Source organism: Zobellella denitrificans (genome assembly GCF_002237365.1).
Taxonomy (GTDB): Bacteria; Pseudomonadota; Gammaproteobacteria; order Enterobacterales; family Aeromonadaceae; genus Oceanimonas; species Oceanimonas denitrificans.
In genome coordinates this window covers 1-26372 of sequence record NZ_NMUO01000009.1, presented here as the reverse complement: position 1 = coordinate 26372, position 26372 = coordinate 1, and the positions used below count along the sequence as shown (strand labels likewise).

The window sequence follows — 26372 nt, the reverse complement described above, 5'->3', positions numbered from 1 at the left end:
TGTCAGGACAAATTGAACGGAGGTCGTTCGAGAAGCTGTCTGTCAATGAAGTCGCTTTTTACATTTGTGTAACGTGGAACCAACCATCAGAAGGACTACTGATATGAGCAAGAAATCACCGGGTCTGACCACCAAGCTGTCCGTCGCCGCCCTGGCCCTGGCCTCACTGCAGGTAAGTGCCGCCACCTGGAAGTACGCGATCGAGGAAAGCCTGACCGAAGTACAGGGAGTGTACGCCACCAAGTTCAAGGAAGTGATCGAGGCCAACTCGGATCACAAGGTGCAGATCTACCCCTTCGGCACCCTGGGCGAGTCGGTGGACGTGATGGAGCAGGCCCAGGCCGGCATACTGCAGTTCGTGGACCAGTCCCCCGGCTTTACCGGCAGCCTGATCCCCGAGGCCCAGGTCTTCCTGATGCCTTATGTGATCCCGGAAAAGCAAAGTGAAATCAACTACTTCTTCAAGAACTCCAAGGTCATTACCGAACATTTCCCGGCCCTGTACGCCGACAAGGGGCTGGAGCTGCTGAGCATGTTCCCGGAAGGGCGGGTACACATCACCACCCAGGCGCCCTTCGAGAGCCCGGCCGAGCTGAACGGGGTCAAGATCCGGGTAATGACCTCGCCGCTGCTTGTGGAAACCTACAAGTCCTTCGGCGCCGTGCCCACCCCGCTGCCCTGGGGTGAAGTGTTCGGCGCCCTGCAGACCAAGATGATCCAGGGCCAGGAAAACCCCATGTTCTTCATCGAGTCCACCAAGATGTACGAGGTGACCGAGGTGATCACCGACATCGGCCACAACATCTTCACCACCGCGGTGATGGCCAACAAGGATTTCTATGACGGCCTGTCCGATGACGATCAGGCGCTGGTACAAAAAGCCATTGCCGAGGCCACCGACTACATCCTCGACTACCAGCAGGGGCTGGAGGACGAGTCCATCGCCAAGATCAAGGCAGCCAAGCCGCGCATCCAGTTCGTGTCGCTCGCCGAAGACAAGCGCGCCGCCTTCCGCGAGGCGTCCGCTCCGGTCAAGGCCAAGTTCGTGGAAATGACCGGCCAATCCGGCAAGGCGATCCTCGAGCAGATGGAAGCGGATCTGCAAGACGCCAAGGGCAAGTAAAAACCAGGGGTGGCACGGGGCAACCCGTGTCACCCCGTGCGCCAAGTCTCAAGGAGCTGCTGATGACTACCTCGTCTCCCGGCCTGATCAAATCGGGTTACCATCACTTTATCGGCATATTGAATAAGGTGGAGGGCGCTATTCTTATTGCCAGCGTCCTGTTGATGGCGACCAACAATATTGCGAACGTTATCGGTCGCGTCATTTTCAACCAGAGCCTGTTCTTCGCCGAGGAAGTGAACAGCATTCTGATTATCCTGGTGACCTTCGCGGGTACCAGCTTTGCGGCCCGGCATGGCAGCCATATCCGGATGACGGCCATCTTCGACGCCCTGCCCAAGAAGCTTCAGAAAGGCCTGATTGTCATCATTACCTTCGTGACCTCGGCCTGCATCTTTACCATCTGCTACTTCTCGGTGAAATACATCCTGTGGGTGGCCCCGCGCGGCCAGGTACTGCCCGCCCTGCAAATTCCGGTTTACACCATTTATCTGTGGGTGCCGATCAGCCTGTTTATTACCGGCTTCGAGTATTTTGTTGCCGGGATCAAGAACCTGTTCAACAGAGAGATTTTCCTGGCCAGTGAAGTGACCAGTGAAGAGTATGAAAACGTGGCGGAAATTTAGGGGCTGGACCAATGGATATGACCTCTTTGATGCTGATGGCCATGGTGGTGCTGCTGTTGATCGGCTTCCCCATGATGGTGCCCATGATGGTGGCCACCCTGATCGGCTTTTACGTACAGTTTAACGGCTTCGGCAATTCCCAGTTCATGATCCAGCAGATGTTCGCCGGTATCCGGCCGGCATCGCTGATCGCCGTGCCCATGTTTATCCTGGCCGCCGACATCATGACCAAGGGACGCTCGGCCACCAAGCTTATCGACATGGTGATGGCCTATATCGGCCACTACAAGGGCGGCCTGGCGGTGAGTACCGCCACCGCCTGCACCATGTTCGGCGCCGTGTCCGGCTCCACCCAGGCCACAGTGGTGGCGGTGGGCTCGCCGCTACACCCCAAGCTGATCCAGAATGGCTACAAGGACTCCTTCTCCCTGTCGCTGATCATCAGTTCCAGCGGCATCGCCCTGCTGATCCCGCCGAGCATCGGCATGATCATCTATGGCGGCATCGCCCAGACCTCGATTTCCGAGCTGTTTATCGCCGGCATCGTCCCCGGCCTGCTGATCCTGGTGCTGTTCTCCATCTATTCGGTGTTCTTTGCCATCAAGGAAGAAGTGCCGACCGTGCCCAAGGCCAGCCTGGCCGAACGGCTCAAGGCGACCCGGGATGCCATCTGGCCCCTGGGCTTCCCCGTCATAGTGGTGTTCGGCATCTACGGCGGCATCTTCAGCCCGACCGAAGCCGCCTCGATGTGCGTGCTCTATGCGCTGCTGCTGGAGGTGGTGATCTTCCGCGAGCTGAAGATCAGGGATGTGCTGGATATCGCCAAATCCACCGGGCTTATCACCGCCGTGGTGTTCATCCTGGTGGCGGCGGGCAGCGCCTTCTCCTGGGTGATCTCCTTCGCCCAGATCCCCCAGGCGATCATGGCCGGGCTGGGACTGAACGAGACCAACGAGATCGGCCTGCTGCTGGCGATTTCCATCGCCTTCTTCGTCGGCTGCATGTTCGTGGACTCCATCGTGGTCATCCTGATCATGGTGCCCATCTTCCTGCCCGAGATTAACCGTCTGGAGCTGGACAAGGTGCTGGTGGGGGTCATCATCACCCTGCAGGTGGCCATCGGCGCGGTCACGCCGCCCTTCGGCTGCAACATCTTCACCGCGGTGGCGGTGTTCCGCCGGCGCTACGTGGATGTGGTACGCGGATCCCTGCCCTTCGTGCTGATCCTGGTGCTGGTGGCGGGCCTGCTGATCCTGTTTCCGCAGATCGCCCTGTTCCTGCGCGATCTGGCCTTCGCCAAGTAAGCCCGTTCCGAATCCTGTTTAATCAAACCACCGGCAACCGCGGTTGCCGGTATACCCGGTTGCACCCGCAACCTCGTGCCTGGAGTGTCCGTCTGTGAAGTACCAACAGCCATTCAGCCTCGAAGAATATCAGGTCCGTCTGCACAAGACCCAGCAGAGCATGCTGGAGCAGGGCATCGACGTGCTGATCGTCAGCGAGCCTGCCAACCTCTACTACCTGACCGGCTACGACGCCTGGTCGTTCTACACCCCCCAGTACGCCCTGGTCAGCCAGGACTGGGACAGGCCCCTGTGCGTGGTGCGCGGCCAGGACGTGAACGGCGCCCGCCTGACCAGCTACCTGACCGACGACTTCATCCTCGGCTATTCGGATCACTACATCCAGAACCCGGCCGCCCATTGCATGGAGTTCGTCGCCCAGTTGCTTACCGAACGCGGCAAGGGCAGCGCCCGGGTAGGCTATGAGGGCGACAGCTTCTTCTTCAGCGGCCGCAGCCTCAACCAGCTGCAGTACCACCTGCCCAACGCCACCCTGGTGGATGCCGACGCCCTGGTCAACTGGGTGCGCAGCGTCAAGTCCGAGGCGGAGATCGGCTACATGCGCCAGGCCGCCCGCCTGACCGAACTGACCATGACCAAGGCCATCGACAGGATCAAGCCCGGGGTCCGGCTGGCGGACGTGGCTGCCGAGGTCTATGCCACCTCGGTGGCGGGGCTGGAAGAATACGCCGGCGAATACGCCGCCATCGCCCCGCTGATCCCGGCCGGGGTGGGCACCTCCTGCCCCCACGTGATGTGGCGGGACGAGGTCTACCAGCAGGGCGACTGCTCTACCCTGGAGATCTCCGGGGTCAAGGCCCGCTACCACGCGCCCCAGAGCCGTACCGTCTTCCTCGGCAAGCCCAACCCCAAGGCCTACGACACCGTGCAGATCGTGCTCGAGGGCATAGAGGCGGTGCTCAACACCGCCAGGGAAGGGGTCTATGCCCACGAGGTGCATGCCGCCTGGGATGCGGTGATCTCCAAACACGGCATCGTCAAGGACTCCCGCTGCGGCTACAGCATCGGTATCGGTTACCCGCCCGACTGGGGCGAGCGCACCATCAGCTTCCGGCCCATCGACAACACCCTGCTGACCGAGAACGTCACCATGCATTTCATGCCCGGGGTCTGGTTCGATGACTGGGGCGTGGCCATCACCGAGTCGATCCGCATCACCAAGACCGGGGTGGAATGCCTGTGCAACACCCCGCGGGCGCTCTTTATCATCGACTGACCGCACGGCGCCGGCCCCGGCCGGCGCCCACTGGAGGATTCATGACCCAAGCTCCCATGTTTGCCAGCGACAACGCCTCCGGGGTGCACCCCGCCATCATGGCGGCGCTGGCCGACGCCAACCGGGGCCATGCCCTGGGCTACGGCGCCGACGAACTGACCGCCCGCGCCAACCGGGCCTTCAAGCAGCTGTTCGGCGATCAGGCCGAAAGCTTCCTGGTGTACAACGGCACCGGCGCCAACGTCATCGCCCTCAAGGGGCTGGTGCGCTCTTTCGAGGCCGTGTTCTGCTCCGCCGAGTCCCACCTGTGGATCGACGAGGCCGGCGCCCCCGAACAGTTCCTCGGCGCCAAGCTGATCACCCTGCCGGCGCACAACGGCAAAATCCGCATCGACGACATGCGCCCGCGCCTGGGCGATATCGGCTTCCAGCACCGCAGCCAGCCCAGGGTGATTTCCCTCGCCCAGTGCACCGAGCGCGGTTCCGTCTACCGCCCGGACGAACTCGGGGCCTTCTGCGACTTCGCCCGGGCCCACGGCTTCTACGTGCATATCGACGGCGCCCGCATCCACAACGCGGTGGCGGCGCTTGGGGGCGACTGCAAACGGCTCTTTACCGAGCTGGGAGTGGACGTGGTGTCCTTCGGCGGCACCAAGAACGGCCTGATGATGGGCGAGGCGGTGGTGGTGCTCAACCCGGCCCTGCAGGCCCAGTACCCGGTGATCCGCAAGCACGGCATGCACCTGGCCTCCAAGATGCGTTTCCTCGCCGCCCAGTTCCTGGCCTATTTCGAGGACGATCTCTGGCTGCACAACGCCGCCCAGGCCAACGCCATGGCGGCCTACCTGGCCGAGCGGCTCAAGGCCGTGCCCCAGGCCCGGCTGGTGGCGCCGGTAGAGACCAACATGCTGTTCGTGGAACTGCCCAACGACTGGCTGGCGCCGCTGCAGCAGCAGGCCTACTTCCATGTCTGGCGGGCCGACAGCAGTCCCGGCCGCTCCGAGGCACGGCTGGTGATGTCGTTCGATATCGAGCGCGCCCATGTCGACGCCTTTGTGGCGCGGATGGGACAACTGGCCGCACAGGAACAGTAAACCGCAGGCATCGGCCCGAGCGGGAACCAGAACAACCAAGGAGAGACAACGATGGCGATGGTACGACTGAACAACCCCTTCACCGGCGAAACCGTCTTCGAACAGGACTCGGCCAGCTTCGGCGCGGTGGCGGAAAAACTGGCCCTGGCCCGGGCCGCCTACCGGCGCTGGTCGCGGGTACCGGCGCCGGAGCGGGCACGCCGGGTGCGCGCCGCCCTGGAGGTATTCCGGGCGGCAGAGGACGAGATCAGCATCGCCATCGCCCGGGAGATGGGCAAGCCGAAGACGGCGGCGGCCGAAGAGCTGCGCTACATGATCGAGCGGGCGGAATACCTGTGCCGCTTCGCCGAGGACGGGGCGCTGGCGGATCTGGATCTCTCGGCCTATCACGATGCCGACTTCCAGGGCCGCATCCGCTACCGGGGCAAGGGCATCGTCTATATCATCAGCCCCTGGAACTACCCGCTGTTCACCGCTATCAACGGCGTGGTCTGTGCCCTGCTGAGCGGCAGCGCCGTGCTGCTCAAGCACACCACCACCCCCTCGGTGGGGCGCCTGTTCGAACGGGCCTTCCACACCCTGGGCGATCAGGCGGATCTGCTGTTCAACATCACCGTCGACTATGAGGTGTCCGCCGAGATCATCGAGCGGGGTGACATCGACCAGGTGGTGTTCACCGGCTCGGTGCAGGGCGGGCGGGTGATCCAGCAGAGCATCGCCCGGCGGGCGCTCAACGATCAGCTGGATTCCCCCTTTATCGAGGCCGCGCTGGAGCTCGGCAGCAACGACGCCTGCTACATCGCCGAGGACGCCGATCTGGAGCAGGCCCTGCTGTGGGCGGTGAAGATCGGCCGGCTGCACAATGCCGGCCAGTCCTGCTGTGCGGTCAAGCGGCTCTACGTGCACGAGTCCCTGTACGACGCCGTGGTGGAAGGCGCCAGGGCCATCATGGCCGCCGAAGTCAATGGCGACCCGTTGCGGCCAGAGACCACCCTGGGCCCCCTGTTCGGCGGCAGGGCGGCCATCGACGGCCTGCTGGAACTGGTGGCGGATGCCACCACCAGGGGGGCGACCCTGGTGACCGGCGGGGCGCGAGAGACCCTGGCGGGCTGCGACTTCATCCAGCCGACCCTGGTGGCCGGGGTGGATCACGGCATGCGCATCATGAAGGAGGAAACCTTCGGGCCCGTGCTGCCGGTGATGAAGGTACGCAGCGACGAAGAGGCCTTCGGCCTGGTCGCCGACACCCGCTACGGGTTGACCGCGTCCATCTTCACCCGTTCGCGCGCCCGGGCCAATGCCTTTATCGAGGCGCTCGATTTCGGCACCCTCTACGTGAACCGCTGCAACTTCGTCGACGCCCGCCTGGGCTGGATCGGCCACCGCCACTCCGGCAACGGCTCCCTGGCGCTGTCGCCGGAAGGGCTGCGCGCCTTCAGCAGAAAGAACTCGCTCAACATCAACGGCGCCGCCCTGGAGGACTGAACATGGCCTATTACGATCGGCTGGACGAGCACGGCCTGGCGGTGCTCGACTATGTGCGCGCCCGGCGGCACGACTTTCATCGCCATCCGGAGCTGTCCTGGTGCGAGTTCCGGACCACGGCGGTGCTGTGCCGGGAACTGGCGCAGATGGGCTTCAGCGTCCGCTGGGGACGGCCGCTGTGGGGTGAACTCAGGCCCCACAACCTGCCGCCCCGGGAACAGCTGGACGCGGCCTTCGCCGCCGCCCGGGCCGAGCTGGGGGAGGGGGATCCCTACCTGGCGGAGATGGCGGGCGGCTTCACCGGCCTGGTGGCCGAACTCGACTGCGGCGGTGGGCCCCACCAGGCCTTCCGCTTCGATATCGACGCCCTGCCGGTGCAGGAGAGCGGTGGCTGCGACCACTCGCCCTGCGGGGCCGGCTTCGCCTCCGTGGTGGACGGCCGGATGCACGCCTGCGGCCACGACGGCCACATGGCGGTCGGCCTGGGCCTGGCCCGGCTGCTGGCCGAGCACAAGGCGGCGCTGAAGGGGCGCTTCACCCTGCTGTTCCAGCCGGCGGAGGAAGTGGCCGGGGGCGGGGTGCACTTTGCCCGTCTGCCCCAGCTGCAGGGGGCGGACCGGCTCTATTCGGTGCATGTGGGCATCGTCGACCGGCCGGTGCTGGTGTGCGACGCCACCTGGATTGCCGGCAGCGTGTTCGAGGTGGTGTTCCGCGGCCGGCCCGCCCATGCGGGCAACAACCCCCACTACGGCCGCAACGCCCTGCTGGCCGCCTGTCAGGCGGTGACCGCCCTGTACGGCATCGCCCGCCACGGCGGCGGCGCCTCGCGAGTCAACGTGGGCGCCATGCATGCGGACAACCCCAACAACATCATCTGCGACGAGGCGCGACTGCGCTTCGAGGTGCGCGGCGCCGACAACGGCATCCGCGACTACATGGCACAGCGGGCCCGGCAGGTGATCGAGGGGGCGGCGGCGATGCAGGAGGTGACGGTAGAGATAACCCCGCTTACCCGCTTCGAGAACCATCCCAACCACCCGGCGCTGGCGGCCTGGATCAAGGAACAGGCGCTGGCCTTCGGCCTCGGGGCCGGGGACATTCAGGACAGCTACCAGGTGCCGGCCAGCGAGGACGCCACCTTTATGACCCGGGCGGTGAACGAGGGCGGCGGCCAGGCCTGCCACCTGCTGTTCGGTTGCCCGGTGGTGGGCGGGCACCACAACAGCCGTTTCGACATTCCCGATCCCCTGCTGGCCTGGGGCAGCAGCTTCTATTTTCACTTGGCACGGCAGGCGCTGGCTTGCTGGGGTTCCGACCAGTTTAAAATCTAACCAGATGGGGATTGTCTGCTGCAATCGAGAAAAGAGGCAATCCCTGCTGCCTCTTTCAGCCCCCGATGTCGCCTGATGGTGGTGCCGGCAGGCGGCATCGGGGCGTCAGGGAGGATAAAGTGCACTGCTGCGCCGGCCGATCGCCGGCATTTTTATGGGTGCCACCCGGGTATTAAACTTTTTTGTAAATGATCAAATGTTGTGAGTGAGGTCACGCAACCGCCGCCCGCCCGGACGCCAGGGTTGCCGAGCTGTTTTTTAAATGTAAAATCCCGCCGACTTGCTAACTGGCTGGTCAACTTATCTATAAAAATAACTAATAACAGATAATCTGTTCAGGTCTTGCTGAGGAATACATATGAAAGGTTCTCTCTCTGCCCGCATCTTCGCCGGCCTCTTCGCCGGCCTGATCATCGGCAGCATGATTCAGTATCTCTTTACCGGCGTCGCCTTCCTGAATGACGGGGTGGTCGGCCTGGCCGAGGGGGTGGGCGGCATGTTCGTGTCGCTGATCAAGCTGATGGTGGTGCCCCTGGTCTATATCTCCATCGTCACCGGCATCTGCGAGCTGCGCGACATCAACAGTTTCGGCCGCCTGGGCAGCAAGACCTTCGGGCTTTATATTGTCAACACCATCCTGTCCATCGCCGCCGCCATCCTGGTCGGGGTGATCTTCCAGCCCGGCCTGGGCGCCAGCCTGCCCCACGGTGCCTCCGACGCCGTCGAGCTGGCCACCACCGAAACGCCCAATATCGGCGCCATGCTGGTGGGCATAGTGCCCAGCAACCCGGTGCAGGCCTTCGCCTCCGGCGACATGCTGCAGATCATCTTCATGGCCATTCTCACCGGCCTGGCCATCCAGGGGCTGGGGACCACGGCGGCCCCTGCCGTCCGTGCCTTCCGCATGGCCAACGAGGTGATGATGAAGCTGGTGGGCCTGGTGATGACCCTGGCTCCCTACGGCGTGTTCGCGCTGATGATAAGCCTGGGCGCCACCCTGGAGGCGGACACCCTGATGTCGGTGGCCGGCTACGTGGCCCTGGTGGTAGTGGTGCTCGGTTTCTGGATACTGGTGGCCTATCCGCTGGCGGTATGGCTGACCACCGGTATCCGGCCCGGCGCGTTCCGCAAGGCCACCCGGGAGCAGCTGCTGTTCTCCCTGTCCACCGCCAGCTCCAACGCCACCATACCGGTGACCATGCGCACCCTGACCGAGAAGCTGGGGGTATCCCGTGCCATCGCCGGCTTTGGGGTGCCGCTCGGCGCCACCATCAACATGTCCGGCTCCGCCATCTACATCACCCTGGCCGCCATCTTCGCCGCCAATATTTCCGGTACCCCCATTCCCGCCGGTGATCTGCTGACCGTGGGCGTGACCGTGCTGCTGATGTCCGTGGGTGTGGGCGGCGTGCCCGGCGGTGCCGTGGTGATGGCCGGGGTACTGCTGCACCAGATGGGGCTGCCGATCGAGGCCATGGCCATCATCATGGCGGTGGATCGCATCAACGACATGTTCTGCACCGCCTCCAACGTGGTGGGCGACACCGCGGTCAACACCATAGTGGCCAAAATGGAAGGCAACCCGGACAGCCTGGAAGAGGCGGCCGGGCTGGCCCCGGCGCAGGAACCAAAATAAAGGGTAAAGAAAAAACCGCCGGCCGGCGGTTTTTTTATCCCTGGCCGGTCGCCGGCGCCCGCATGGTGGGGGGAATGGGAAAAACGCGGTCGTAGGCCAGGTTGTAGAGATAGGCATACACCAGGTAGAAGCTGGCCATGGCGATGTCCATCACGAACGCCTCCCACAGGGTGATGCCCAGGTGCCAGGCGATCATCGGCATGAACAGCAGCAGCAGGCCGCCCTCGAACAGCAGGGCATGAGCGATCCGGATCGGCGTGGTCTTGCGCACATCTCCCCTCAGCCTGAGCAGGGCATGGTCGAACAGCAGGTTGTACACATAGTTCCAGAGGGTGGCGATAATGGAGCCGACCAGCGCCATCAGTCCCATGTCGAACAGCTGGTAGCCGAACACCAGGCTGGCCAGGGGGGCGAAGATCAGCAGGCCGATGAGTTCGAATCCCAGGGCGTGGCGAACCCTGTCTTTGGTGGTGCGCATCATGTCTCCTCCGCAATAAGAAGTGCTTTGATGGCGATTCTATCTGCTAATATCGAGAGTAAAAGTTAGCTTGTATCGGATTTGAAGATAGATGAGCTTTTCCCTGGAACAATTGCAGGCCTTCGTGGCCACGGTGGAGACCGGCTCCTTCTCCGCCGCCGCCCGTCGCCTGGGCAAGGCCCAGTCGGTGGTGAGCACCGCCGTCGCCAACCTGGAGATCGATCTCGACAACCCGCTGTTCAGCCGTGACGGCCGCTATCCCCGGCTGACCCCGGCCGGGGAGCGGCTGCTGGCGGAGGCGCGGGTGATCCTGGAGCGCTGCGAGCACTTTCGCGGCCTGGCCAGGAGCCTGGGGGAGGGGGTGGAAAGCCGGCTGGTGCTGGCGGTGGACGAACTCTATCCTTCCGAGCAACTGGGGCGGCTGATGGACGAGTTCGCCCGCCGATTCCCCAGCGTGGAGCTGGAACTGCTGTTTCCGCTGATGGAGGACGTCAGCCGCATGGTGCTGGAGGAGCGGGTCGATCTGGGCATCATGTGGCGCCAGGAGATACTGCCTTCCTCGCTCAACTTCCATGCCCTCGGCTGGGTGCCGATGAAGATCGTCTGTGCGCCTTGCCATGCCCTGGCCGGTCAGCGGGTGGACTGGGAGGAGCTCAAGCGCCACCGCCAGCTGATGGTGGCGACCCGCAACGACAGCGAGGAGAAGGTGCGATTACGGGTGGCCTCGGAGGTGTGGTGGGTGGAGAGCCACTGGGTCATCGTCGAGCTGGTGCAGCGCAACCTGGGCTGGGCCTATGTGCCCGAACACATCGTCGCCCGGGCCCTGGGCGAGGGGCTGCTGGTGTCGCCCCGGCTGGCGTTCGACGAGACCGACTGGCAGGTGGCGCTGGAGCTTATCTGGCACAAGCAGCGGCCCCTCGGCAAGGCCGCGTCCTGGCTGAAAAACGCGGCCATCAGCGGCGCTCAGTCCACCAGATCGTAGGGCAGGGGCTGCAGATGCAGGCGGCTGTCCGGCTGATCTTTGAGCCGGAGCACGGCGTCCGCCTCCAGATCCTTGTTGAGCACGGCGGTCAGCAGGCAGTCCTCGCCCCGCTGCCAGTGGCTCAGCACGGTGCCGGCCCGGCGCCAGTTGTCGCCCAGTTGCAGTTCCAGATCCTGATTGACCTCAATCTTGCCGGACGCCTTGCCGCCCAGCACGAACATGGCCTTCTTGTTGGCGCCCCGGTACTTGGCCCGGGCCACGGTTTCCTGGCCCATGTAGCAGCCCTTGTTGAAGCTGATGCCGCCGAGGGCCTGCAGGTTGAGCATCTGCGGGATATATTCGCCCTGGTGTTCGGCGCTCATGTCGGGCAGCCCGGCCTGGATCATCAGCCCCAGCCATTCCTGCTCGTCGCCTCGCGGCAATTCGGGCAGCTCGGCGTCCAGCGGCAACAGCAGCAGGGCATGTTCGGCCGCCACCGGTATGACGATGCCGCCCTGCCACAGGTTGCCGTCACCCACATGGTTGTTGAGCCAGTGGGACAGGCCCTCGCCGGCCAGGCCGAATACCTGCCAGCGATCGCTGGCGTCCTCGACCTCCACCCTGGAGAATACCGCGAACTTTTTCAGCTCGGGCAACTGGCGTTCCAGCAGCGAGCGGTTGTATACCAGCAGCAGCCGCTCGCCCAGGTTGGCCAGCCAGAAGGGCGCCCACAGCTTGCCCTTGCTGTCGCAGTGACCGCCGGGACAGGCGTCGCCGGCCTCGAGGGCGGCCACGTCGCAGGTGACCTGGCCCTGCAGGTATTTGGTTCTGTCGTCGCCGGTCAGGCTGAGCACGGCCCTGTCGCTCAGGGGATAAAGTACGGGGGAAGTGGCGATAGTCAACACGGGTACATCCTCTGTTGTCTATAAAGAAGTGTGACCCTCATGGTAAAGATGGCCAACATATTTGTCAGTACTCATTCGACCTTATAACATGGGCTTTGTTTTATTTTTCTGGAAGCCACCATGCTCAATACCTCCGATAAACCCCGCCTGATCTGGGCCTGCCGCCGCGGCATGCTGGAGCTGGACGTGATCCTGGCCCCCTTTGTCGAGCACGAGTACGACGCCCTGGACGAGGCTCGCAAGGCGGTGTTCCGGCGCCTGCTGGAATGCGACGATCCGGATCTGTTCGCCTGGTTCATGGGCCACGACCGCTCCAAGGACGCCGAGTTGCAGGCCATGGTGGGCTATATCCTTGAACGCAACCAGGTTCGCAATCAGCGCTGAGCCGTCGCTGCTGCACCGCTGTTACCTGATGGCGGCGGCAAGCACGCTCTGGCTGCCCGCCTCGCTCTGGCTGGCGGCGGACCGGCTGCCTTGGTTCCTGCCCGGCTGGCTGCTGGCGCTGTGGTGGCTGGGACGCAGGGGGGGCGCCTACCGGCTGGAGGGGGAGTTCAACCAGGGGGTGCTCCGCCTCAATGGACGCAGCGGGGTTTTGTCCCGCCACAGCCGGGCCGGGCCCGGCTTTTTGCTGCTGGTGCTGGAAGGCGACCCCTGGCCGCCGTTCTGGCTGTTCCAGGACGCGGTGCCGGACGAGGTGTTCCGGCGCCTGTCCCGGCTGGTGCTGAGCGGCGGGTAGCCGGCCGGATAGTTGGCCGGCGTCAGTATGGTGGGCTTGGGATTGGCCAGCTGCTCCGGGTAGTCCAGGGTGAAGTGCAGGCCGCGGGACTCCTTGCGCTCCATGGCCGAGAGCACGATAAGCTCCGCCACCTGCACCAGGTTGCGCAGCTCCAGCAGGTTGTTGCTGACCCGGAAGTTGGCGTAGTACTCCTGGATCTCCTGTTTGAGCAGATCGATGCGCCGCTTGGCCCGTTCCAGCCGCTTGTCGGATCGCACTATGCCCACGTAGTCCCACATGAACAGCCGCAGTTCGTGCCAGTTGTGGTGGATCACCACTTCTTCATCCGAGTTGGTCACCTTGCTCTCGTCCCACAGGGGCAGCATGGGCGGCTCCGGGGTGTCCGCCAGCTTGGCCAGCATATCTTCGCCTGCGGCGCGGGCGAACACGATGCACTCCAGCAGCGAGTTGGACGCCATGCGGTTGGCGCCGTGCAGGCCGGTGTAGGATACTTCGCCGATGGCGTAGAGGCCTTCGATGTCGGTACGGCCCTGCCGGTCGACCATGACGCCGCCGCAGGTGTAGTGGGCGGCGGGCACCACCGGCATGGGTTCTTTGGTGATGTCGATGCCCACCTTGAGACAGCGCTCATGGATGGTGGGGAAGTGCTTGACGATAAAGTCGGCCGGCTGGTGGCTGATGTCCAGGTACATGCAGTCGGCGCCCAGGCGCTTCATCTCGTGGTCGATGGCGCGGGCGACGATGTCCCGCGGCGCCAGCTCGGCCCGTTCGTCGTAATCGGGCATAAAGCGGCTGCCGTCGGGGCGCTTGAGCAGGGCGCCTTCGCCGCGCAGGGCCTCGCTCAGCAGGAAGTTGTTGTCGGCCGGGTGATAGAGGCTGGTGGGATGGAACTGGTTGAACTCCATGTTGGCCACCCGGCAGCCGGCGCGCCAGGCCATGGCGATGCCATCGCCGGAGCTGACGTCCGGGTTGGAGGTATACTGGTAGACCTTGGAAGCGCCGCCGGTGGCCATGGCGATGAATTTGGCGCGCACCGTTTCCACCCGCTCCTTGTTGCGGTTCCAGACATAGGCGCCGAGCACCCGGTTGCCGGGCAGGCCCAGCTTGGCGGTGGTGATCAGATCCAGGGCGTTGACCCGCTCCAGGATGTGGATGTTGGGGTGGCGCTGCACCTGCTCGGTGAGCGTCATCTGCACCGCCCGGCCGGTGGCGTCGGCGGCGTGGAAGATGCGCCTGTGGCTGTGGCCGCCTTCCCGGGTCAGGTGATAGGAGGGCTCGCCCTCGGCCGACTCCTCGGTGTCGAAGGGGACGCCCTGGCCGATCAGCCACTGGATGGCGCCGGGTGCCTGGCGGGCGGTGAATTCCACCACTTCCTCGTCGCACAGGCCGGCACCGGCGATCAGGGTGTCGGTGACATGGGATTCGATGCTGTCGGTTTCGTCGAACACGGCGGCGATGCCGCCCTGGGCGTAGAGGGTCGCCCCTTCGGCAAGCGGGCCTTTGCTGAGCACGTGCACCCTGGCATGGTCGGCCAGTTTCAGCGCCAGGGACAGGCCGGCGGCACCGCTGCCGATGATGAGGACGTCGCAGAGGTATTCAACAGGATCCTTCATAAAGTATCATTGGCCCGGAATGGAGAATATTTCTATGTTATCCCAAGCTGAGCACAGGCGCAGCCGGAATCATCTTTCTCAAATGAGTTCAGAACTTTTCCCCGCACCCAGAGTCTACTAAGGTGCGCTTATCACGGGCCGGTGGCAAGGCACTGGAATAATCGGAGGTTACGCGGCTCGCATGAGCGATCATTTAACGGACCAGCAGTTGGTTGAACGGGTCCAGCGTGGCGATAAGAACGCGTACAGTCTGCTGGTAAGAAAATATCAACATAAAGTGGCGAACCTGGTGTCCCGATACGTGTCTAACCCCGGCGATGTGCCGGACGTGACCCAGGAGGCCTTTATCAAGGCTTACCGGGCCCTGCCCGGATTCAGGGGAGAAAGCGCGTTTTTTACCTGGCTGTACCGGATAGCGGTGAACACCGCCAAGAACTATCTGGTCTCCCAGCGGCGGCGGCCTCCGGGCTCCGATGTTGAAATTGACGATGCGGAATATTACGACGGTGGCGAGGCGCTGAAAGAGCTGTCGTCACCGGAAAACCTCATGTTGTCGGACGAGATCAAGCGGGCGGTATTCGAGACCATTGATGCGCTTCCGGAGGATCTTAAAACGGCGATTACCTTGCGAGAGCTGGAAGGGATGAGCTATGAAGAAATTGCCAGCGTGATGGACTGTCCTGTGGGCACGGTCCGCTCCCGGATCTTCCGGGCACGGGAGGCAATCGACAAGCGGGTCCAGCCTTTACTTCAGGGTTGAACGGGGAACAAGTCTTATGGCGAACAAAGAGCACATCTCGGCACTGGTGGACGGAGAAATCCAGGACAAGGTGCTGTTGGAACGACTGGGGCGCGATCATGAGCTGTCCGACACCTTCGGTCGTTATCATCTTTATGGCGATGCCATGCGCAACGAATTGCCGACGCACCTGCACCTCGATCTGTGCGACAAGATCAGCGCGGCCCTGGAGCAGGAGCCGGCCATGGTGGCGGCGCCGGCCCCCAAGGTGGCCGGGGAGGAACCGCGTCAGGCCAGGGTGCTGCGGCCCCTGTTCGGGCGGCTGGCGCCCATGGGACGCCAACTCGGCCAGTTTGCGGTGGCGGCCTCGGTGTCGGCGGCGGTGATCTTCGGGGTGCAGCAATACAGCCAGAACGATCCCCAGGCGCCGGTGCTCAATACCGTGCCCCTGAGCGGCGGCGCCGCGCCGGTCAGCCTCAACTATCAGGCGGACGGACGGGAGTCCCTGAACGAGCAGGCCCTGCTCGAACAGCAACGCAGGATCCATGCCCTGCTGATGGATCATGAGCTGCAGCAACGGCTGCGCCAGAACTGAAGGTAACCCGATTTGATCATGAGTGGACTGCGTGCCGTTGTCCTGGCGCTGGCCTGGACCTTGTCCTCTTCTGTCATGGCCGAGACGGGGCCGGCCGAAACCCTGTTGCAACAGATGCAGCAGGCCTACCGTCAGCTCAATTTCGAACTGACCCTGGTTGAATCCAGCCAGGGGCAGCTCGAGCCCAAGCGCCTCACCCGCGGCCACCTCAACGGCCAGGTGATCACCCATCTTACCCACCTCAACGGCCGGCCGCGGGAATACGTGCAGCGGGACGACGAGGTGAGCTTCCTCGACGCCAGCCACGACGGTTATACCCTCAAGCGTTCGCGCCTGCCCGGTCTGTTCAACCGGCTGCAACTGATGCCGCTGACAGAACTGCTGGCGCACTACGATGCGGTGATCGCCGGGCGCAGCCGGGTGCTGGGCCGGGTGGCCCAGGTGGTGCGGCTGGTGCCCAGGGCGGATCACTACTACGGCTATGTGCTCTGGCTGGATCAGGAATCCGGCCTGCTGCTCAAGCTGGATACCCTGGACAAGGACGCGGGCCTGGTGGAGCAGAGCATGGGGGTGGCGCTGCGCATCAGCGAAGAGCCGGCCACCTTTCTGCGCGAGCTGAAAGCCGCCAGCCTGCCCCCGGCCATGTCCCTGGCCGAAGTCTACCCGGCACCCCAGCAGCCGCTGCCCTGGCAGACCGGCTGGTTGCCCCGGGGCTTCGAGGTGAAATCCCAGGACAAGCACAAGCTGCCGGTGACCGAACAGCCGGTGGACTACCTGATGGCCTCCAACGGCGTGGTGGATATCTCCGTCTACGTGGCCCAGGCCGCCGCCGGTACCGAACCCCAGCAACAGCTGGTGCGCCAGGGTGCCACTCACCTGGTCAGCCTGGTCAGCCCGGCGCGGGTGGAGATCACCGTGGTCGGGGACATTCCCGCCGAAACCGCCCGCCGTATCGCCGAGTCGATCCAGCCCAGGGCCGTCAAGCCATGATCGAGGAGGTGGCCACCGTGGTGGCGGTGGGCGAGGGCGGCGTCGAGGTCGCCTGTTTCAGCCAGTCCGCCTGTGGCCAATGCCGGCAAAGCAGCCAGTGCGGCACCGGCCTGGTGTCCAGGGCCCTGCCGGGGCGCGAGCACCGCTTCTTTATCGCCACCACCCAGGAATTCGAGGTGGGGGAGCAGGTGCGCATCGGCATTCCCGAGCACAGCCTGATCACCAGCGCCCTGTTGCTGTATCTGCTGCCGCTGCTGCTGCTGCTGGGCGGCGCCCTGCTGGCCAGCCTGGGGCTGGGGCTGGGCGATGGCGGTACCCTGCTGGGCGCCGCCGCAGGCGGCGGCATCGGCTTCTGGCTGGCATCCCGCCTGTCCCGCCGAGCGGGCCGCCCCCTGTCCGAGCCGGTGATCCTGGGCGCCCTGATCCCGACCACCAGGATCGACTAAGGATTGGCCACGGTCCCGCGAATCCAGTAGAATCTCGCCCTTGACTCTCGCTTTTCAGAATACGGACTCCTTATTGCATCATGAAGCATATTCGTAACTTCTCCGTTATCGCTCACATCGACCACGGCAAGTCCACCCTGTCCGACCGCCTGATCCAGGTCTGCGGCGGCCTGTCCGACCGGGAAATGCAGGAGCAGGTGCTCGACTCCATGGACCTGGAGCGGGAGCGCGGCATTACCATCAAAGCCCAGAGTGTGACCCTGAACTACCAGGCCAAAGACGGCAACCAGTACCAGCTCAACTTTATCGATACCCCGGGACACGTGGACTTTTCCTATGAGGTCTCCCGTTCCCTCGCCGCCTGCGAAGGGGCGCTGCTGGTGGTGGACGCGGGCCAGGGGGTTGAGGCACAGACTCTGGCCAACTGCTACACCGCCCTGGACATGGATCTGGAAGTGGTGCCGGTACTGAACAAGATAGACCTGCCCCAGGCCGAGCCGGAGCGGGTGGCCCAGGAGATCGAGGACATCGTCGGCATCGACGCCATCGACGCGGTGCGCTGCTCGGCCAAGACCGGCCTGGGCGTGGACGAGGTGCTGGAAACCATAGTGAAGAAGATACCGGCGCCCGAGGGGGATCCGCAGGCGCCGCTGCAGGCGCTGATCATCGACTCCTGGTTCGACTCCTACCTGGGCGTGGTGTCGTTGGTGCGGATCAAGAACGGCAGCCTGAAAAAGGGCGACAAGATCAAGGTGATGAGCACCGGCCAGGTGTGGGGCGTGGATCGCATCGGCATCTTCACTCCCAAGCAGAAGGACACCGACGGCCTCAATTGCGGCGAAGTCGGCTGGGTGGTGTGCGGCATCAAGGAGATCCACGGCGCGCCGGTGGGCGATACCCTGACCCTGGCCAAGCATGGCGCCGACAAGCCGCTGCCCGGCTTCAAGAAGGTCAAGCCCCAGGTGTATGCCGGCCTTTTCCCCATCTCCAGCGACGATTACGAGGCCTTCCGTGACGCCCTCGACAAGCTGTCCCTGAACGACGCCTCCCTGTTCTACGAGCCGGAAACCTCCAATGCCCTGGGCTTCGGCTTCCGCTGCGGCTTCCTCGGCATGCTGCACATGGAGATCATCCAGGAACGGCTGGAACGGGAGTACGATCTGGACCTGATCACCACGGCGCCGACCGTGGTCTACGAGGTGGTCAAGACCGACGGCGAAACCGTCTATATCGACAGTCCCTCCCAGTTGCCGGCGGTGAACAACATCGAGGAAATCCACGAGCCCATCGCCGAATGCCACATACTGGTGCCCCAGGAATACCTGGGCAACGTCATCACCCTGTGCATCGAGAAGCGCGGCATGCAGACCAACATGGTCTACCACGGCAACCAGGTGGCGCTGACCTACGACATTCCCATGGCGGAAGTGGTACTCGACTTCTTCGACCGGCTCAAGTCCACCAGCCGCGGCTATGCCTCGCTGGATTACGGCTTCAAGCGCTTCGAGGCGGCCAACATGGTGCGCCTGGACATCATGATCAACGGTGACCGGGTCGATGCCCTGGCCATCATCACCCACAAGGACAACGCCCAGTTCCGGGGCCGCCAACTGGTGGAGAAGATGCGCGAGCTGATCCCCCGCCAGATGTTCGACATTGCCATCCAGGCCGCCATCGGCAACCAGATTATCGCCCGCAGCACCGTCAAGGCCCTGCGCAAGGACGTGACCGCCAAGTGTTACGGCGGCGACGTCAGCCGCAAGAAAAAGCTGCTGGCCAAACAGAAGGAAGGCAAGAAGCGGATGAAGTCCCTGGGCCGGGTGGATATCCCCCAGGACGCCTTCCTGGCCATATTGCACGTTGGTAAGGACAAGTAGCCATGGCGAGTACCTTTGCCCTGATCCTGGTGCTGGTGACCCTGGTCACCGGTATCATCTGGGCCTGTGACAAGTGGATCTGGGCCCCCCAGCGGGCCCGCAGAATTGCCGATGCCCAGTTGGCCCACGGCAACAAGGTGGACCGGTCCGCCCTGGCCAGGGCCGCCGCGGCACCGGGCTGGATCGAACAGGCCAAGTCCATTTTCCCGGTGATCGCCGCCGTGCTGGTGCTGCGCTCCTTTATCTACGAGCCTTTCCAGATCCCCTCCGGCTCCATGATGCCCACCCTGCTGGTGGGCGACTTCATCCTGGTGGAGAAGTTCTCCTACGGCCTGAAGGAGCCGGTGACCAACACCCGGCTGATCGCCACCGGCGAGCCCAAGCGGGGCGACGTGGCGGTGTTCAAGTATCCGGAAGATACCCGCATCGACTACATCAAGCGCATCGTCGGCCTGCCCGGGGATCGCCTCGTCTACCGGGACAAGCAGCTGTTTATCAAGCCGGCCTGCGACGGCGATGACTGCCCCGACTTCGCCCCCGTGCCGCTGGAGTTCGAGCGCAGCGGCGAGTTTACCCAGATGGGCATACCGCTCGAGCGCTACCGGGAGCACCTGACCGAGCAGCCCCACGACATCCTGGTCAACCCGCTGCTGCCGGATCGCGTTTCCATGTACCATCGCCAGCCCGGCACGGCCCGGGACGAGTGGCTGGTGCCGGAAGGCCATTACTTCGCGGTGGGCGACAACAGGGACAACAGCACCGACAGCCGGTTCTGGGGCTTCGTGCCCGAAGAGAACCTGGTGGGCCGGGCCGTGGCCATCTGGATAAGCTTTGAGTTTGAACGCAGCGCCGACAGCTGGTTGCCCGCCTGGGTACCGAGCGACGTGCGCTTCAGCCGCATAGGCGCCATTCATTGATGAAAAAACTGAACATTCTGCAGAAAAAACTGGGCCACGATTTCGGTGACGAAACCCTGCTGGTGCGGGCTCTGACCCACAGGAGCGCCGGCTCCCGCCACAACGAGCGGCTGGAGTTCCTGGGCGATTCCATCCTCAGCATGGTGATCGCCGACGCCCTCTACCATCGTTTTCCGAAGGTGAACGAAGGCGACATGTCGCGCATGCGCGCCACCCTGGTGCGGGAGAAGACCCTGGCCGAGCTGGCGCGGGAGTTCGAGCTGGGCGACTACCTGATCCTGGGGCCGGGCGAACTCAAGAGCGGTGGCTACCGGCGCGAGTCGATCCTGGCGGATGCGGTGGAGGCGCTGATCGGCGCCATTTACCTGGATACCGACATCGAACGCATCCGCGAGTTGCTGTTGTCCTGGTACGACGAGCGGCTCAGCGACATCCAGCCCGGGGTGGACCAGAAGGATCCCAAGACCCGCCTGCAGGAATGGCTGCAGGCCAAGCGCAAGCCCTTGCCGACCTACACAGTGGTGGACGTGATCGGCGAGGCCCATAATCAGAAATTTACCGTGCACTGCCTGGTGGACGGCCTGCCCGAGCCGGTGGTTGGTGTGGGCACCAGCCGCCGCAAGGCCGAGCAGGCCGCCGCCGAGCAGGCCCTGGATACCCTGCTATGACCGAACAACAAACCTACTGCGGCTTTATCGCCATCGTCGGCCGCCCCAACGTGGGCAAGTCCACCCTGCTCAACCAGCTGCTGGGGCAGAAGGTGAGCATCACCTCGCGCAAGGCGCAGACCACCCGCCACCGCATCATGGGCATCCATACCGAGGGGGCCTACCAGGCCATCTACGTGGATACCCCCGGACTGCACATCGAGGAGAAGCGGGCCATCAACCGGCTGATGAACCGGGCGGCCACCAGCTCCCTGGGCGACGTGGAGATGGTGGTGTTCGTGGTGGAAGGCACCAAATGGACCGCCGACGACGAGATGGTGCTGAACAAGCTGCGCCGGGTGCACTGCCCCGTGGTGCTGGCGATCAACAAGATCGACAACGTCAAGAGCAAGGACGAACTGCTGCCTCATATCCAGTGGCTGTCCCAGCAGATGGCGTTCGCCGACATCGTGCCCATTTCCGCGGAGAAGGGCACCGGCGTGGACATCATCGCCAAGCTGGCCCGCTCGCGGCTCAAGCCGTCGCTGCACTATTTCCCGGAAGACTACATCACCGACCGCTCTTCCCGTTTCATGGCGGCGGAGATCATCCGCGAGAAGCTGATGCGCTTTATGGGCGAGGAACTGCCCTATTCGGTGACGGTGGAAATCGAGCGTTACCAGGTGGACGACAAGGGAGTGGTGCACATCAACGGCCTCATCCTGGTGGAGCGCAGCGGCCAGAAGAAGATGGTGATCGGCAACAAGGGCGAGAAGCTCAAGGTGATCGGCACCGAAGCGCGTATCGAGCTGGAGCAGTTGCTGGAGCAGAAGGTGTTCCTCGAACTGTGGGTCAAGGTCAAGTCCGGCTGGGCCGACGACGAGCGCGCCCTGCGCAGCCTGGGGTATGGTGACGACTGACCATGGCCCAGGCCGCCTTTGTCATCCATAGCCGGCCCTACCGGGAAACCAGCCAGCTGGTCGAGGTGTTCACCCGGGAGCAGGGCCGGCAGAGCCTGGTGGCCAAGGGCAGCCGTCAACCCCGTTCTCCCCTCAAGGGGCTGTTGCAGCCCTTTGTGCCCTTGCGGCTCGGCTTCGCCGGCAAGGGCGAACTGAAAAACCTGCACAGCGCCGAGGCCACCGGCCCGGCCATCCGCCTGGCGGGGACGGCCCTGTACAGCGGCCTTTATCTTAACGAACTCATCTATTACCTGCTGGAAACCCAGACGCCGTTCGACGAGGTGTTCGACGTTTATCAGGATACGCTGAAAAAGCTGGCGAACGGCGAGGAAATAGAGCCGTGTCTGCGTCATTTCGAGTTTTATATGCTAAATATACTGGGCTACGGCGTGGATTTTACCCAGGACGCCCTGAGCGGCGAGACGGTGCTGCCGGATCGCTGGTACCGCTACCAGCCGGAGGCCGGTTTCGTGGCCCTGGAGGGACCCGAGCCGGGCGCCTACCCGGGGGAGCACCTCCACGCCCTGGCCGGGCTCGAACTCGGCCGGGCCGAGGTGCTGGTCTCCGCCAAACGCTTCAGCCGCCAGGCCCTGGGACCCTACCTGGGAGGACGCGCCCTGCGCAGCCGGGCCCTGTTTGTCAAAGGAAAGAGAGGAAGTCGCAGTGAGTGAATTGTATTTAGGGGTCAACATCGATCATATCGCCACCTTGCGTAACGCCAGGGGCACCAGTTATCCGGATCCGGTGCAGGCGGCGGCGGTGGCCGAGCAGGCCGGCGCCGACGGCATTACCGTGCACCTGCGGGAGGATCGCCGGCATATCACCGACCGGGACGTGGAGATCCTGGCTCAGACCATTCAGACCCGCATGAACCTGGAGATGGCGGTGACCGAGGAAATGCTCGATATCGCCTGCCGCATCAAGCCCGCCTTCGTCTGCTTGGTGCCGGAAAAACGGGAAGAAGTCACCACCGAAGGCGGCCTGGACGTGGCCGGCCAGCTCGACAAGGTCAAGGACGCGGTGACCCGGCTGACCGAGGCCGGCATCAAGGTGTCGCTCTTTATCGATGCGGACAAGGCCCAGATCGATGCGGTGGTGGCCGCCGGGGCGCCCTATATCGAGATCCACACCGGCCACTACGCCGACGCGCCCTGCGAGTCCGAGCGGCTGGCGGAGCTCAAGCGCATCGCCGCCTCCGCCTCCTACGCCCATGATCTGGGGCTCAAGGTCAACGGCGGCCACGGCCTGCACTATCACAACGTCAAGCCCATCGCCGCCATCCCGGAGATGCTGGAGCTCAATATTGGCCACGCCATCATCGCCCGCGCCGCCTTCGACGGCCTGGAAAAGGCGGTACGCGACATGAAGCGGCTGATGCGCGAAGCCCGCCAGGGCGTTTGATCGTCGGTCAGGGTGAGGCGTGAGGGGAGCGGCGTGAGGCTTCTCCTCACGCCTCCCTTCACTCCTCACCCCTCACTCCTCACCCCTCACCCCTCACCCCTCACCGGATTATAAATATTCCTTCGCCTCTTCCCGGATCTGCCCCATCCGCTCCTCCAGCTCCAGCAGTTCGGGTTCCAGCTCCTCCACCGGCTGCTTGGCCAGCAGGGCCCGCTCCAGCTGGGCCACCAGCGCCTGCAACTGGGGCACGCCGCAATAGGCGGTGCCGCCGTGCAGCTTGTGCAGGGGCGGGTAGAGCCGCTCACCGTCCAGCTCCCCGGACAGGGCGGCGTCCAGCAGGGGGGCGAATTCGTCGAAGCTCTGCAGCAGCAGGGTGAGCATTTCCTTCGCCAGGGGCTCCTTGCCGCCCGCCTGTTTGACCGCCAGGGGCCAGTCGATCTGGCCCGGGGCCTGTGGCCGGTGGCTGAAGCGCTCTATGATGCGGGCCAGTATGGCCTCGTCGATGGGCTTGGCCAGGTAGTCGTCCATGCCCTGGCGCAGCAGCCGGTCCCGTTCCCCCTCGATGGCGTGGGCAGTCACCGCCACTATCGGCGTGCTGGCGTTGAGGCCGCCCCGGGCGCGGATCTCGCGGGTGGCCTGGATGCCGTCCATCACCGGCATCTGGATATCCATAAAGATGATGTCGTAGCGGTTGACGGTGGCCAGGTTCAGCGCCTCCCGCCCATTGGTGCAGCTTTCCACCTGGCTGACCTGCTCGCTCAGCATGGCGTTGATCAGCTTGAGGTTGGCCGGGTTGTCGTCCACCGCCAGCACCCGCAGTACCTGCTTGTGGGAAGGGGGGGCCAGGGTGATCTGCAGCATCGCCTCGGGGGCCGGGCTGGCCTGCTCCACCAGGGCGTGGGCCAGCTTCTGGTAGTGCACCGGCTTGCTCAGGCAGTGGCTGGCACCGGTCTTGAGCAGGGCGTCGATCAGGGTGGGATCGGTGGAACTGAGCAGCACCACCACCCTGTTGTCGTACTCTTTTTGCCGCAGGATGCTCTGCTCCATCTGGCTGGGCAGGGTATGGGGGCCGAAGCCCAGCAGGGCGCAGTCGATGGGCATGCCCGGATAGGGCTCGTGCAGCACCTGCACCCCCCACTCCCGCAGCAGGGCGGTGGTGGCCCGGCGGCTGAAGTTGTCCTCTTCCAGGTAGAGCACCGTCCTGTCGGCGAGCTCACTCAGGGGCAGGGGTTCGGCCAGGGGCAGGGCGGCCCGGCCCAGCTCCAAGGTGAAGCTGAACACCGAGCCCGCGCCCAGCTCGGAGTAGAGTTCGATGTCGCCGGCCATCTGGTGCACCAGCTTCTGGGTGATCACCAGGCCCAGGCCGGTGCCGCCGTAGCGGCGGGAGATGCTGGAGTCGGCCTGGTTGAAGGCCTGGAACAGCTGGCGGCGCTGGCTGTCGGAGATGCCGATGCCGGTGTCCTGCACATGGATGCACAGGCCGGCCTTGTCCGGGTGGCCGGCGGGACGGGCGTCGACCCGCACGTCCACGTTGCCCTGCTCGGTGAACTTGATGGCGTTGCCCACCAGGTTGGTGAGCACCTGCTGCAGCCGCAGCGGGTCGCCCACCAGGCTGTCGTGCACCGCCGCGTCCACCCGCAGCGACAGCTCCAGCCCCTTGTCGTGGGCGCTGGGGGCGAGCAGGGTCATCACCTCCTGCAGGGTGTCGCGCAGGGAGAAGGGGATCTGCTCCATCTTCAGCTTGCCGGCCTCCAGCTTGGAGAAGTCGAGGATGTCGTTGATGATGCCGAGCAGGTTCTGGGCCGACTTTTCGATGGTCTTGAGGTAATCCAGCTGATTGGAGGTGAGCCGGGTCTTCTGCAGCTGGCGGGCGAAGCCGATGACGCCGTTCAAGGGGGTACGCAGTTCGTGGGACATGTTGGCCAGGAACTCGGTCTTGACCCGGGCTGCCTCCTGGGCCCGTTTCTTGGCCATGTCCAGCTCGATGTTCTGGATCTCGATCTGCTCCAGGGTCTCGCGCAGATCCGAGGTGGCCTGGTCGATGTTCTGCTGCATCTCGTCATGGTATTCCGACAGGGACTTGGCCATGGCGTTGATGCCGTTCTTCAGCACCTCGAGCTCGCCGGTGAACTCGCCATTGACCCGGGTATCCAGCCGGCCCTCGCGGATCTTGTACACGGCGCTGACCATGTCGGTGATCGGCTGGGACACCCCCTTGATCAGGCGCACCCCGAACAGGGTGCTGAGGCAGACCCCGAGCAGCACGATGAGGCCGGCGAAGAAGCTGTCCCGGTAGTGCACCAGCATGGCAGAATCGTTGGTCAGCTGCATGGACACATAGCCGATGGGGGTGGAGGAGGACTCCTCCCACAGGGCGTCGGCACGGATGCTGTCGGTCACCACCGGGGTGCGCAGTATGATGCCCTCGGGGCCGGTTTCCACCAGGGTCACCCGGGGCAGGGGCAGCCCCTCTGGCAGGCGCATGACGTTGAAGTCGCGGTGGTAGTTGGAAGTGACCAGCAGCCGGCCTTCCAGGTCGAACAGGGCGATGGATTTGACCAGGGGGCTGTTGTTGCGGTGAATGTTGCTGAGCAGGCGGTTGAGCGCTTCCCGGTTGCGGCCGGTCAGGGCCAGTTCGCTGGCCAGGGCCAGGGGCTCGATGACGTTGACCCCCTGGCGGATCAGGGCTTCTTCCAGTTGCTGGTAGCGGTTCACGGAAAAATAGCCGGCCAGCAATATGCCGATGATCAGGGTCGGTATGATGGTGAAGGCCAGTACCCGGGCTCGCAGGCCGTATTTGGTCATAGTGGGTGAATGTGGGACAATACGCGCTCAAATCAACAGATGCTTATGATGACATAGCCGGTTCGAGGGCTCCACGTTTTATGGTTCAGTTCTTCAAGGTCAAAAAGCCCGATGTCCAGGCCCAGGCGCCGCTCGAGGTCGAGGTGCTCGAGCTCAACGCCCACGGCGTGGGGGTGGCCCGCCACCAGGGCAAGCCCCTGTTCGTGCCCGGCGTGCTGGCCGGTGAACGGGTGCGGGTGCGGCTGACCGGACAGAACAGCAAGTACCGGACCGCCAGCCTGGCCAAGGTGCTGCGGGCGTCCCCGCAGCGGCAGAAGCCTTTTTGTCCCTATACCGCCCAGTGCGGCGGCTGTTCGCTGCAGCATGTGCCGCTGGTCGACCAGCGGCACATGCTGCAGCGAACAGCCGCCGCACTGGGCGGTATAGGG

24 protein-coding genes and 1 pseudogene are annotated in these 26372 nt (G+C 64.2%); 21 read left to right on the top strand and 4 right to left on the bottom strand.

What is annotated here, in order from left to right:
- The first annotated feature begins 103 nt into the window (after window positions 1-103).
- From CGX12_RS03580 to CGX12_RS03545, 8 genes are all read left to right on the top strand, one after another.
- The gene (locus CGX12_RS03580) at window positions 104-1123 is read left to right on the top strand and encodes a TRAP transporter substrate-binding protein (protein ID WP_094038529.1); all 1020 of its coding nucleotides are present in this window, start codon (window positions 104-106) and stop codon (window positions 1121-1123) included.
- 26 nt (window positions 1124-1149) lie between these two features.
- A complete protein-coding gene (locus CGX12_RS03575; RefSeq protein WP_232513368.1) occupies window positions 1150-1749 on the top strand; it encodes a TRAP transporter small permease in 600 nt (199 codons plus the stop codon).
- Between the two features lie 17 nt (window positions 1750-1766).
- A complete protein-coding gene (locus tag CGX12_RS03570; RefSeq protein WP_094038566.1) occupies window positions 1767-3053 on the top strand; it encodes a TRAP transporter large permease in 1287 nt (428 codons plus the stop codon).
- A gap of 94 nt (window positions 3054-3147) precedes the next feature.
- The gene (locus CGX12_RS03565) at window positions 3148-4329 is read left to right on the top strand and encodes a M24 family metallopeptidase (RefSeq protein WP_198401794.1); all 1182 of its coding nucleotides are present in this window, start codon (window positions 3148-3150) and stop codon (window positions 4327-4329) included.
- 41 nt (window positions 4330-4370) lie between these two features.
- Complete coding sequence (locus CGX12_RS03560; RefSeq protein WP_237332700.1) at window positions 4371-5423, top strand: threonine aldolase family protein; 1053 nt, start codon at window positions 4371-4373, stop codon at window positions 5421-5423.
- A gap of 51 nt (window positions 5424-5474) precedes the next feature.
- Window positions 5475-6908 (top strand): aldehyde dehydrogenase family protein, encoded by a 1434-nt coding sequence (locus CGX12_RS03555; protein ID WP_094038527.1) that lies wholly within the window; start codon window positions 5475-5477, stop codon window positions 6906-6908.
- A 2-nt stretch (window positions 6909-6910) separates the two neighbouring features.
- Window positions 6911-8239 carry an amidohydrolase gene (locus tag CGX12_RS03550; protein ID WP_094038526.1) on the top strand — a complete coding sequence of 443 codons (1329 nt, stop codon included), beginning with the start codon at window positions 6911-6913 and terminating at the stop codon, window positions 8237-8239.
- Window positions 8240-8597: 358 nt separating this feature from the next.
- Window positions 8598-9875 (top strand): dicarboxylate/amino acid:cation symporter, encoded by a 1278-nt coding sequence (locus CGX12_RS03545; protein WP_094038525.1) that lies wholly within the window; start codon window positions 8598-8600, stop codon window positions 9873-9875.
- Between the two features lie 34 nt (window positions 9876-9909).
- On the opposite strand, the gene CGX12_RS03540 is transcribed toward CGX12_RS03545, so the two are convergent.
- Window positions 9910-10353, bottom strand: a complete 444-nt coding sequence (locus tag CGX12_RS03540) for a PACE efflux transporter (protein ID WP_094038524.1) — start codon at window positions 10351-10353, stop codon at window positions 9910-9912.
- Window positions 10354-10444: 91 nt separating this feature from the next.
- On the opposite strand from CGX12_RS03540, the gene CGX12_RS03535 reads away from it, so the two are divergent.
- Window positions 10445-11335 (top strand): LysR family transcriptional regulator, encoded by an 891-nt coding sequence (locus tag CGX12_RS03535; protein ID WP_094038523.1) that lies wholly within the window; start codon window positions 10445-10447, stop codon window positions 11333-11335.
- On the opposite strand, the gene ygfZ is transcribed toward CGX12_RS03535, so the two are convergent.
- A complete protein-coding gene (gene ygfZ / locus CGX12_RS03530) occupies window positions 11317-12219 on the bottom strand; it encodes a CAF17-like 4Fe-4S cluster assembly/insertion protein YgfZ (RefSeq protein ID WP_094038522.1) in 903 nt (300 codons plus the stop codon). The two genes, CGX12_RS03535 and ygfZ, sit on opposite strands and share 19 nt — an antisense overlap.
- A gap of 120 nt (window positions 12220-12339) precedes the next feature.
- On the opposite strand from ygfZ, the gene CGX12_RS03525 reads away from it, so the two are divergent.
- Window positions 12340-12603, top strand: a complete 264-nt coding sequence (locus tag CGX12_RS03525; protein WP_094038521.1) for an FAD assembly factor SdhE — start codon at window positions 12340-12342, stop codon at window positions 12601-12603.
- A gap of 369 nt (window positions 12604-12972) precedes the next feature.
- Here CGX12_RS03525 and nadB read toward each other — a convergent pair.
- Window positions 12973-14568: pseudogene (gene nadB, locus CGX12_RS03515) on the bottom strand (L-aspartate oxidase); the annotation flags it as partial.
- Window positions 14569-14749: 181 nt separating this feature from the next.
- On the opposite strand from nadB, the gene rpoE reads away from it, so the two are divergent.
- From rpoE to pdxJ, 10 genes are all read left to right on the top strand, one after another.
- Entirely contained in the window at window positions 14750-15328 is a 579-nt protein-coding gene (rpoE, locus tag CGX12_RS03510) for an RNA polymerase sigma factor RpoE (protein WP_094038519.1), read from the top strand.
- Between the two features lie 16 nt (window positions 15329-15344).
- Window positions 15345-15902, top strand: coding sequence for a sigma-E factor negative regulatory protein (locus CGX12_RS03505; RefSeq protein WP_094038518.1), 558 nt, complete (start codon window positions 15345-15347; stop codon window positions 15900-15902).
- An 18-nt stretch (window positions 15903-15920) separates the two neighbouring features.
- Window positions 15921-16892 carry a MucB/RseB C-terminal domain-containing protein gene (locus CGX12_RS03500; RefSeq protein ID WP_094038563.1) on the top strand — a complete coding sequence of 324 codons (972 nt, stop codon included), beginning with the start codon at window positions 15921-15923 and terminating at the stop codon, window positions 16890-16892.
- Window positions 16889-17338: a SoxR reducing system RseC family protein gene (locus tag CGX12_RS03495; protein ID WP_094038517.1), complete on the top strand. Its 450-nt coding sequence runs from the start codon at window positions 16889-16891 to the stop codon at window positions 17336-17338. The genes CGX12_RS03500 and CGX12_RS03495 overlap by 4 nt, the downstream gene beginning before the upstream one ends.
- 80 nt (window positions 17339-17418) lie before the next feature.
- Entirely contained in the window at window positions 17419-19215 is a 1797-nt protein-coding gene (gene lepA / locus CGX12_RS03490; protein ID WP_094038516.1) for a translation elongation factor 4, read from the top strand.
- 2 nt (window positions 19216-19217) lie between these two features.
- Window positions 19218-20132, top strand: coding sequence for a signal peptidase I (gene lepB / locus CGX12_RS03485; RefSeq protein ID WP_094038515.1), 915 nt, complete (start codon window positions 19218-19220; stop codon window positions 20130-20132).
- Complete coding sequence (gene rnc / locus CGX12_RS03480; RefSeq protein WP_254918194.1) at window positions 20132-20800, top strand: ribonuclease III; 669 nt, start codon at window positions 20132-20134, stop codon at window positions 20798-20800. The genes lepB and rnc overlap by 1 nt, the downstream gene beginning before the upstream one ends.
- Entirely contained in the window at window positions 20797-21699 is a 903-nt protein-coding gene (gene era, locus CGX12_RS03475; protein WP_094038513.1) for a GTPase Era, read from the top strand. The genes rnc and era overlap by 4 nt, the downstream gene beginning before the upstream one ends.
- 2 nt (window positions 21700-21701) lie before the next feature.
- Window positions 21702-22409, top strand: coding sequence for a DNA repair protein RecO (gene recO, locus CGX12_RS03470; RefSeq protein ID WP_094038512.1), 708 nt, complete (start codon window positions 21702-21704; stop codon window positions 22407-22409).
- Window positions 22402-23139 (top strand): pyridoxine 5'-phosphate synthase, encoded by a 738-nt coding sequence (pdxJ, locus tag CGX12_RS03465; RefSeq protein WP_094038511.1) that lies wholly within the window; start codon window positions 22402-22404, stop codon window positions 23137-23139. Before recO ends, pdxJ begins: the two co-directional genes overlap by 8 nt.
- A gap of 108 nt (window positions 23140-23247) precedes the next feature.
- Here the strand turns inward: pdxJ and barA are convergent, their stop codons facing one another.
- Complete coding sequence (gene barA, locus CGX12_RS03460) at window positions 23248-25944, bottom strand: two-component sensor histidine kinase BarA (RefSeq protein WP_094038510.1); 2697 nt, start codon at window positions 25942-25944, stop codon at window positions 23248-23250.
- Between the two features lie 80 nt (window positions 25945-26024).
- On the opposite strand from barA, the gene CGX12_RS03455 reads away from it, so the two are divergent.
- On the top strand, window positions 26025-26372 hold a 348-nt coding region (locus tag CGX12_RS03455; protein ID WP_142995568.1), incomplete at its 3' end, for a TRAM domain-containing protein.

Coding starts and splice junctions, on each gene's coding strand:
- lepB (WP_094038515.1), top strand. CDS start 19,218: ATGGCGAGTACCTTTGCCCTGATCCTGGTGCTGGTGACCCTGGTCACC.
- CGX12_RS03545 (WP_094038525.1), top strand. CDS start 8,598: ATGAAAGGTTCTCTCTCTGCCCGCATCTTCGCCGGCCTCTTCGCCGGC.
- barA (WP_094038510.1), bottom strand. CDS start 25,944: ATGACCAAATACGGCCTGCGAGCCCGGGTACTGGCCTTCACCATCATA.
- CGX12_RS03570 (WP_094038566.1), top strand. CDS start 1,767: ATGACCTCTTTGATGCTGATGGCCATGGTGGTGCTGCTGTTGATCGGC.
- lepA (WP_094038516.1), top strand. CDS start 17,419: ATGAAGCATATTCGTAACTTCTCCGTTATCGCTCACATCGACCACGGC.
- rpoE (WP_094038519.1), top strand. CDS start 14,750: ATGAGCGATCATTTAACGGACCAGCAGTTGGTTGAACGGGTCCAGCGT.
- CGX12_RS03555 (WP_094038527.1), top strand. CDS start 5,475: ATGGCGATGGTACGACTGAACAACCCCTTCACCGGCGAAACCGTCTTC.
- CGX12_RS03505 (WP_094038518.1), top strand. CDS start 15,345: ATGGCGAACAAAGAGCACATCTCGGCACTGGTGGACGGAGAAATCCAG.
- CGX12_RS03500 (WP_094038563.1), top strand. CDS start 15,921: ATGAGTGGACTGCGTGCCGTTGTCCTGGCGCTGGCCTGGACCTTGTCC.
- CGX12_RS03540 (WP_094038524.1), bottom strand. CDS start 10,353: ATGCGCACCACCAAAGACAGGGTTCGCCACGCCCTGGGATTCGAACTC.
- CGX12_RS03525 (WP_094038521.1), top strand. CDS start 12,340: ATGCTCAATACCTCCGATAAACCCCGCCTGATCTGGGCCTGCCGCCGC.
- era (WP_094038513.1), top strand. CDS start 20,797: ATGACCGAACAACAAACCTACTGCGGCTTTATCGCCATCGTCGGCCGC.
- CGX12_RS03580 (WP_094038529.1), top strand. CDS start 104: ATGAGCAAGAAATCACCGGGTCTGACCACCAAGCTGTCCGTCGCCGCC.
- CGX12_RS03495 (WP_094038517.1), top strand. CDS start 16,889: ATGATCGAGGAGGTGGCCACCGTGGTGGCGGTGGGCGAGGGCGGCGTC.
- rnc (WP_254918194.1), top strand. CDS start 20,132: ATGAAAAAACTGAACATTCTGCAGAAAAAACTGGGCCACGATTTCGGT.
- recO (WP_094038512.1), top strand. CDS start 21,702: ATGGCCCAGGCCGCCTTTGTCATCCATAGCCGGCCCTACCGGGAAACC.
- CGX12_RS03550 (WP_094038526.1), top strand. CDS start 6,911: ATGGCCTATTACGATCGGCTGGACGAGCACGGCCTGGCGGTGCTCGAC.
- CGX12_RS03560 (WP_237332700.1), top strand. CDS start 4,371: ATGACCCAAGCTCCCATGTTTGCCAGCGACAACGCCTCCGGGGTGCAC.
- CGX12_RS03535 (WP_094038523.1), top strand. CDS start 10,445: ATGAGCTTTTCCCTGGAACAATTGCAGGCCTTCGTGGCCACGGTGGAG.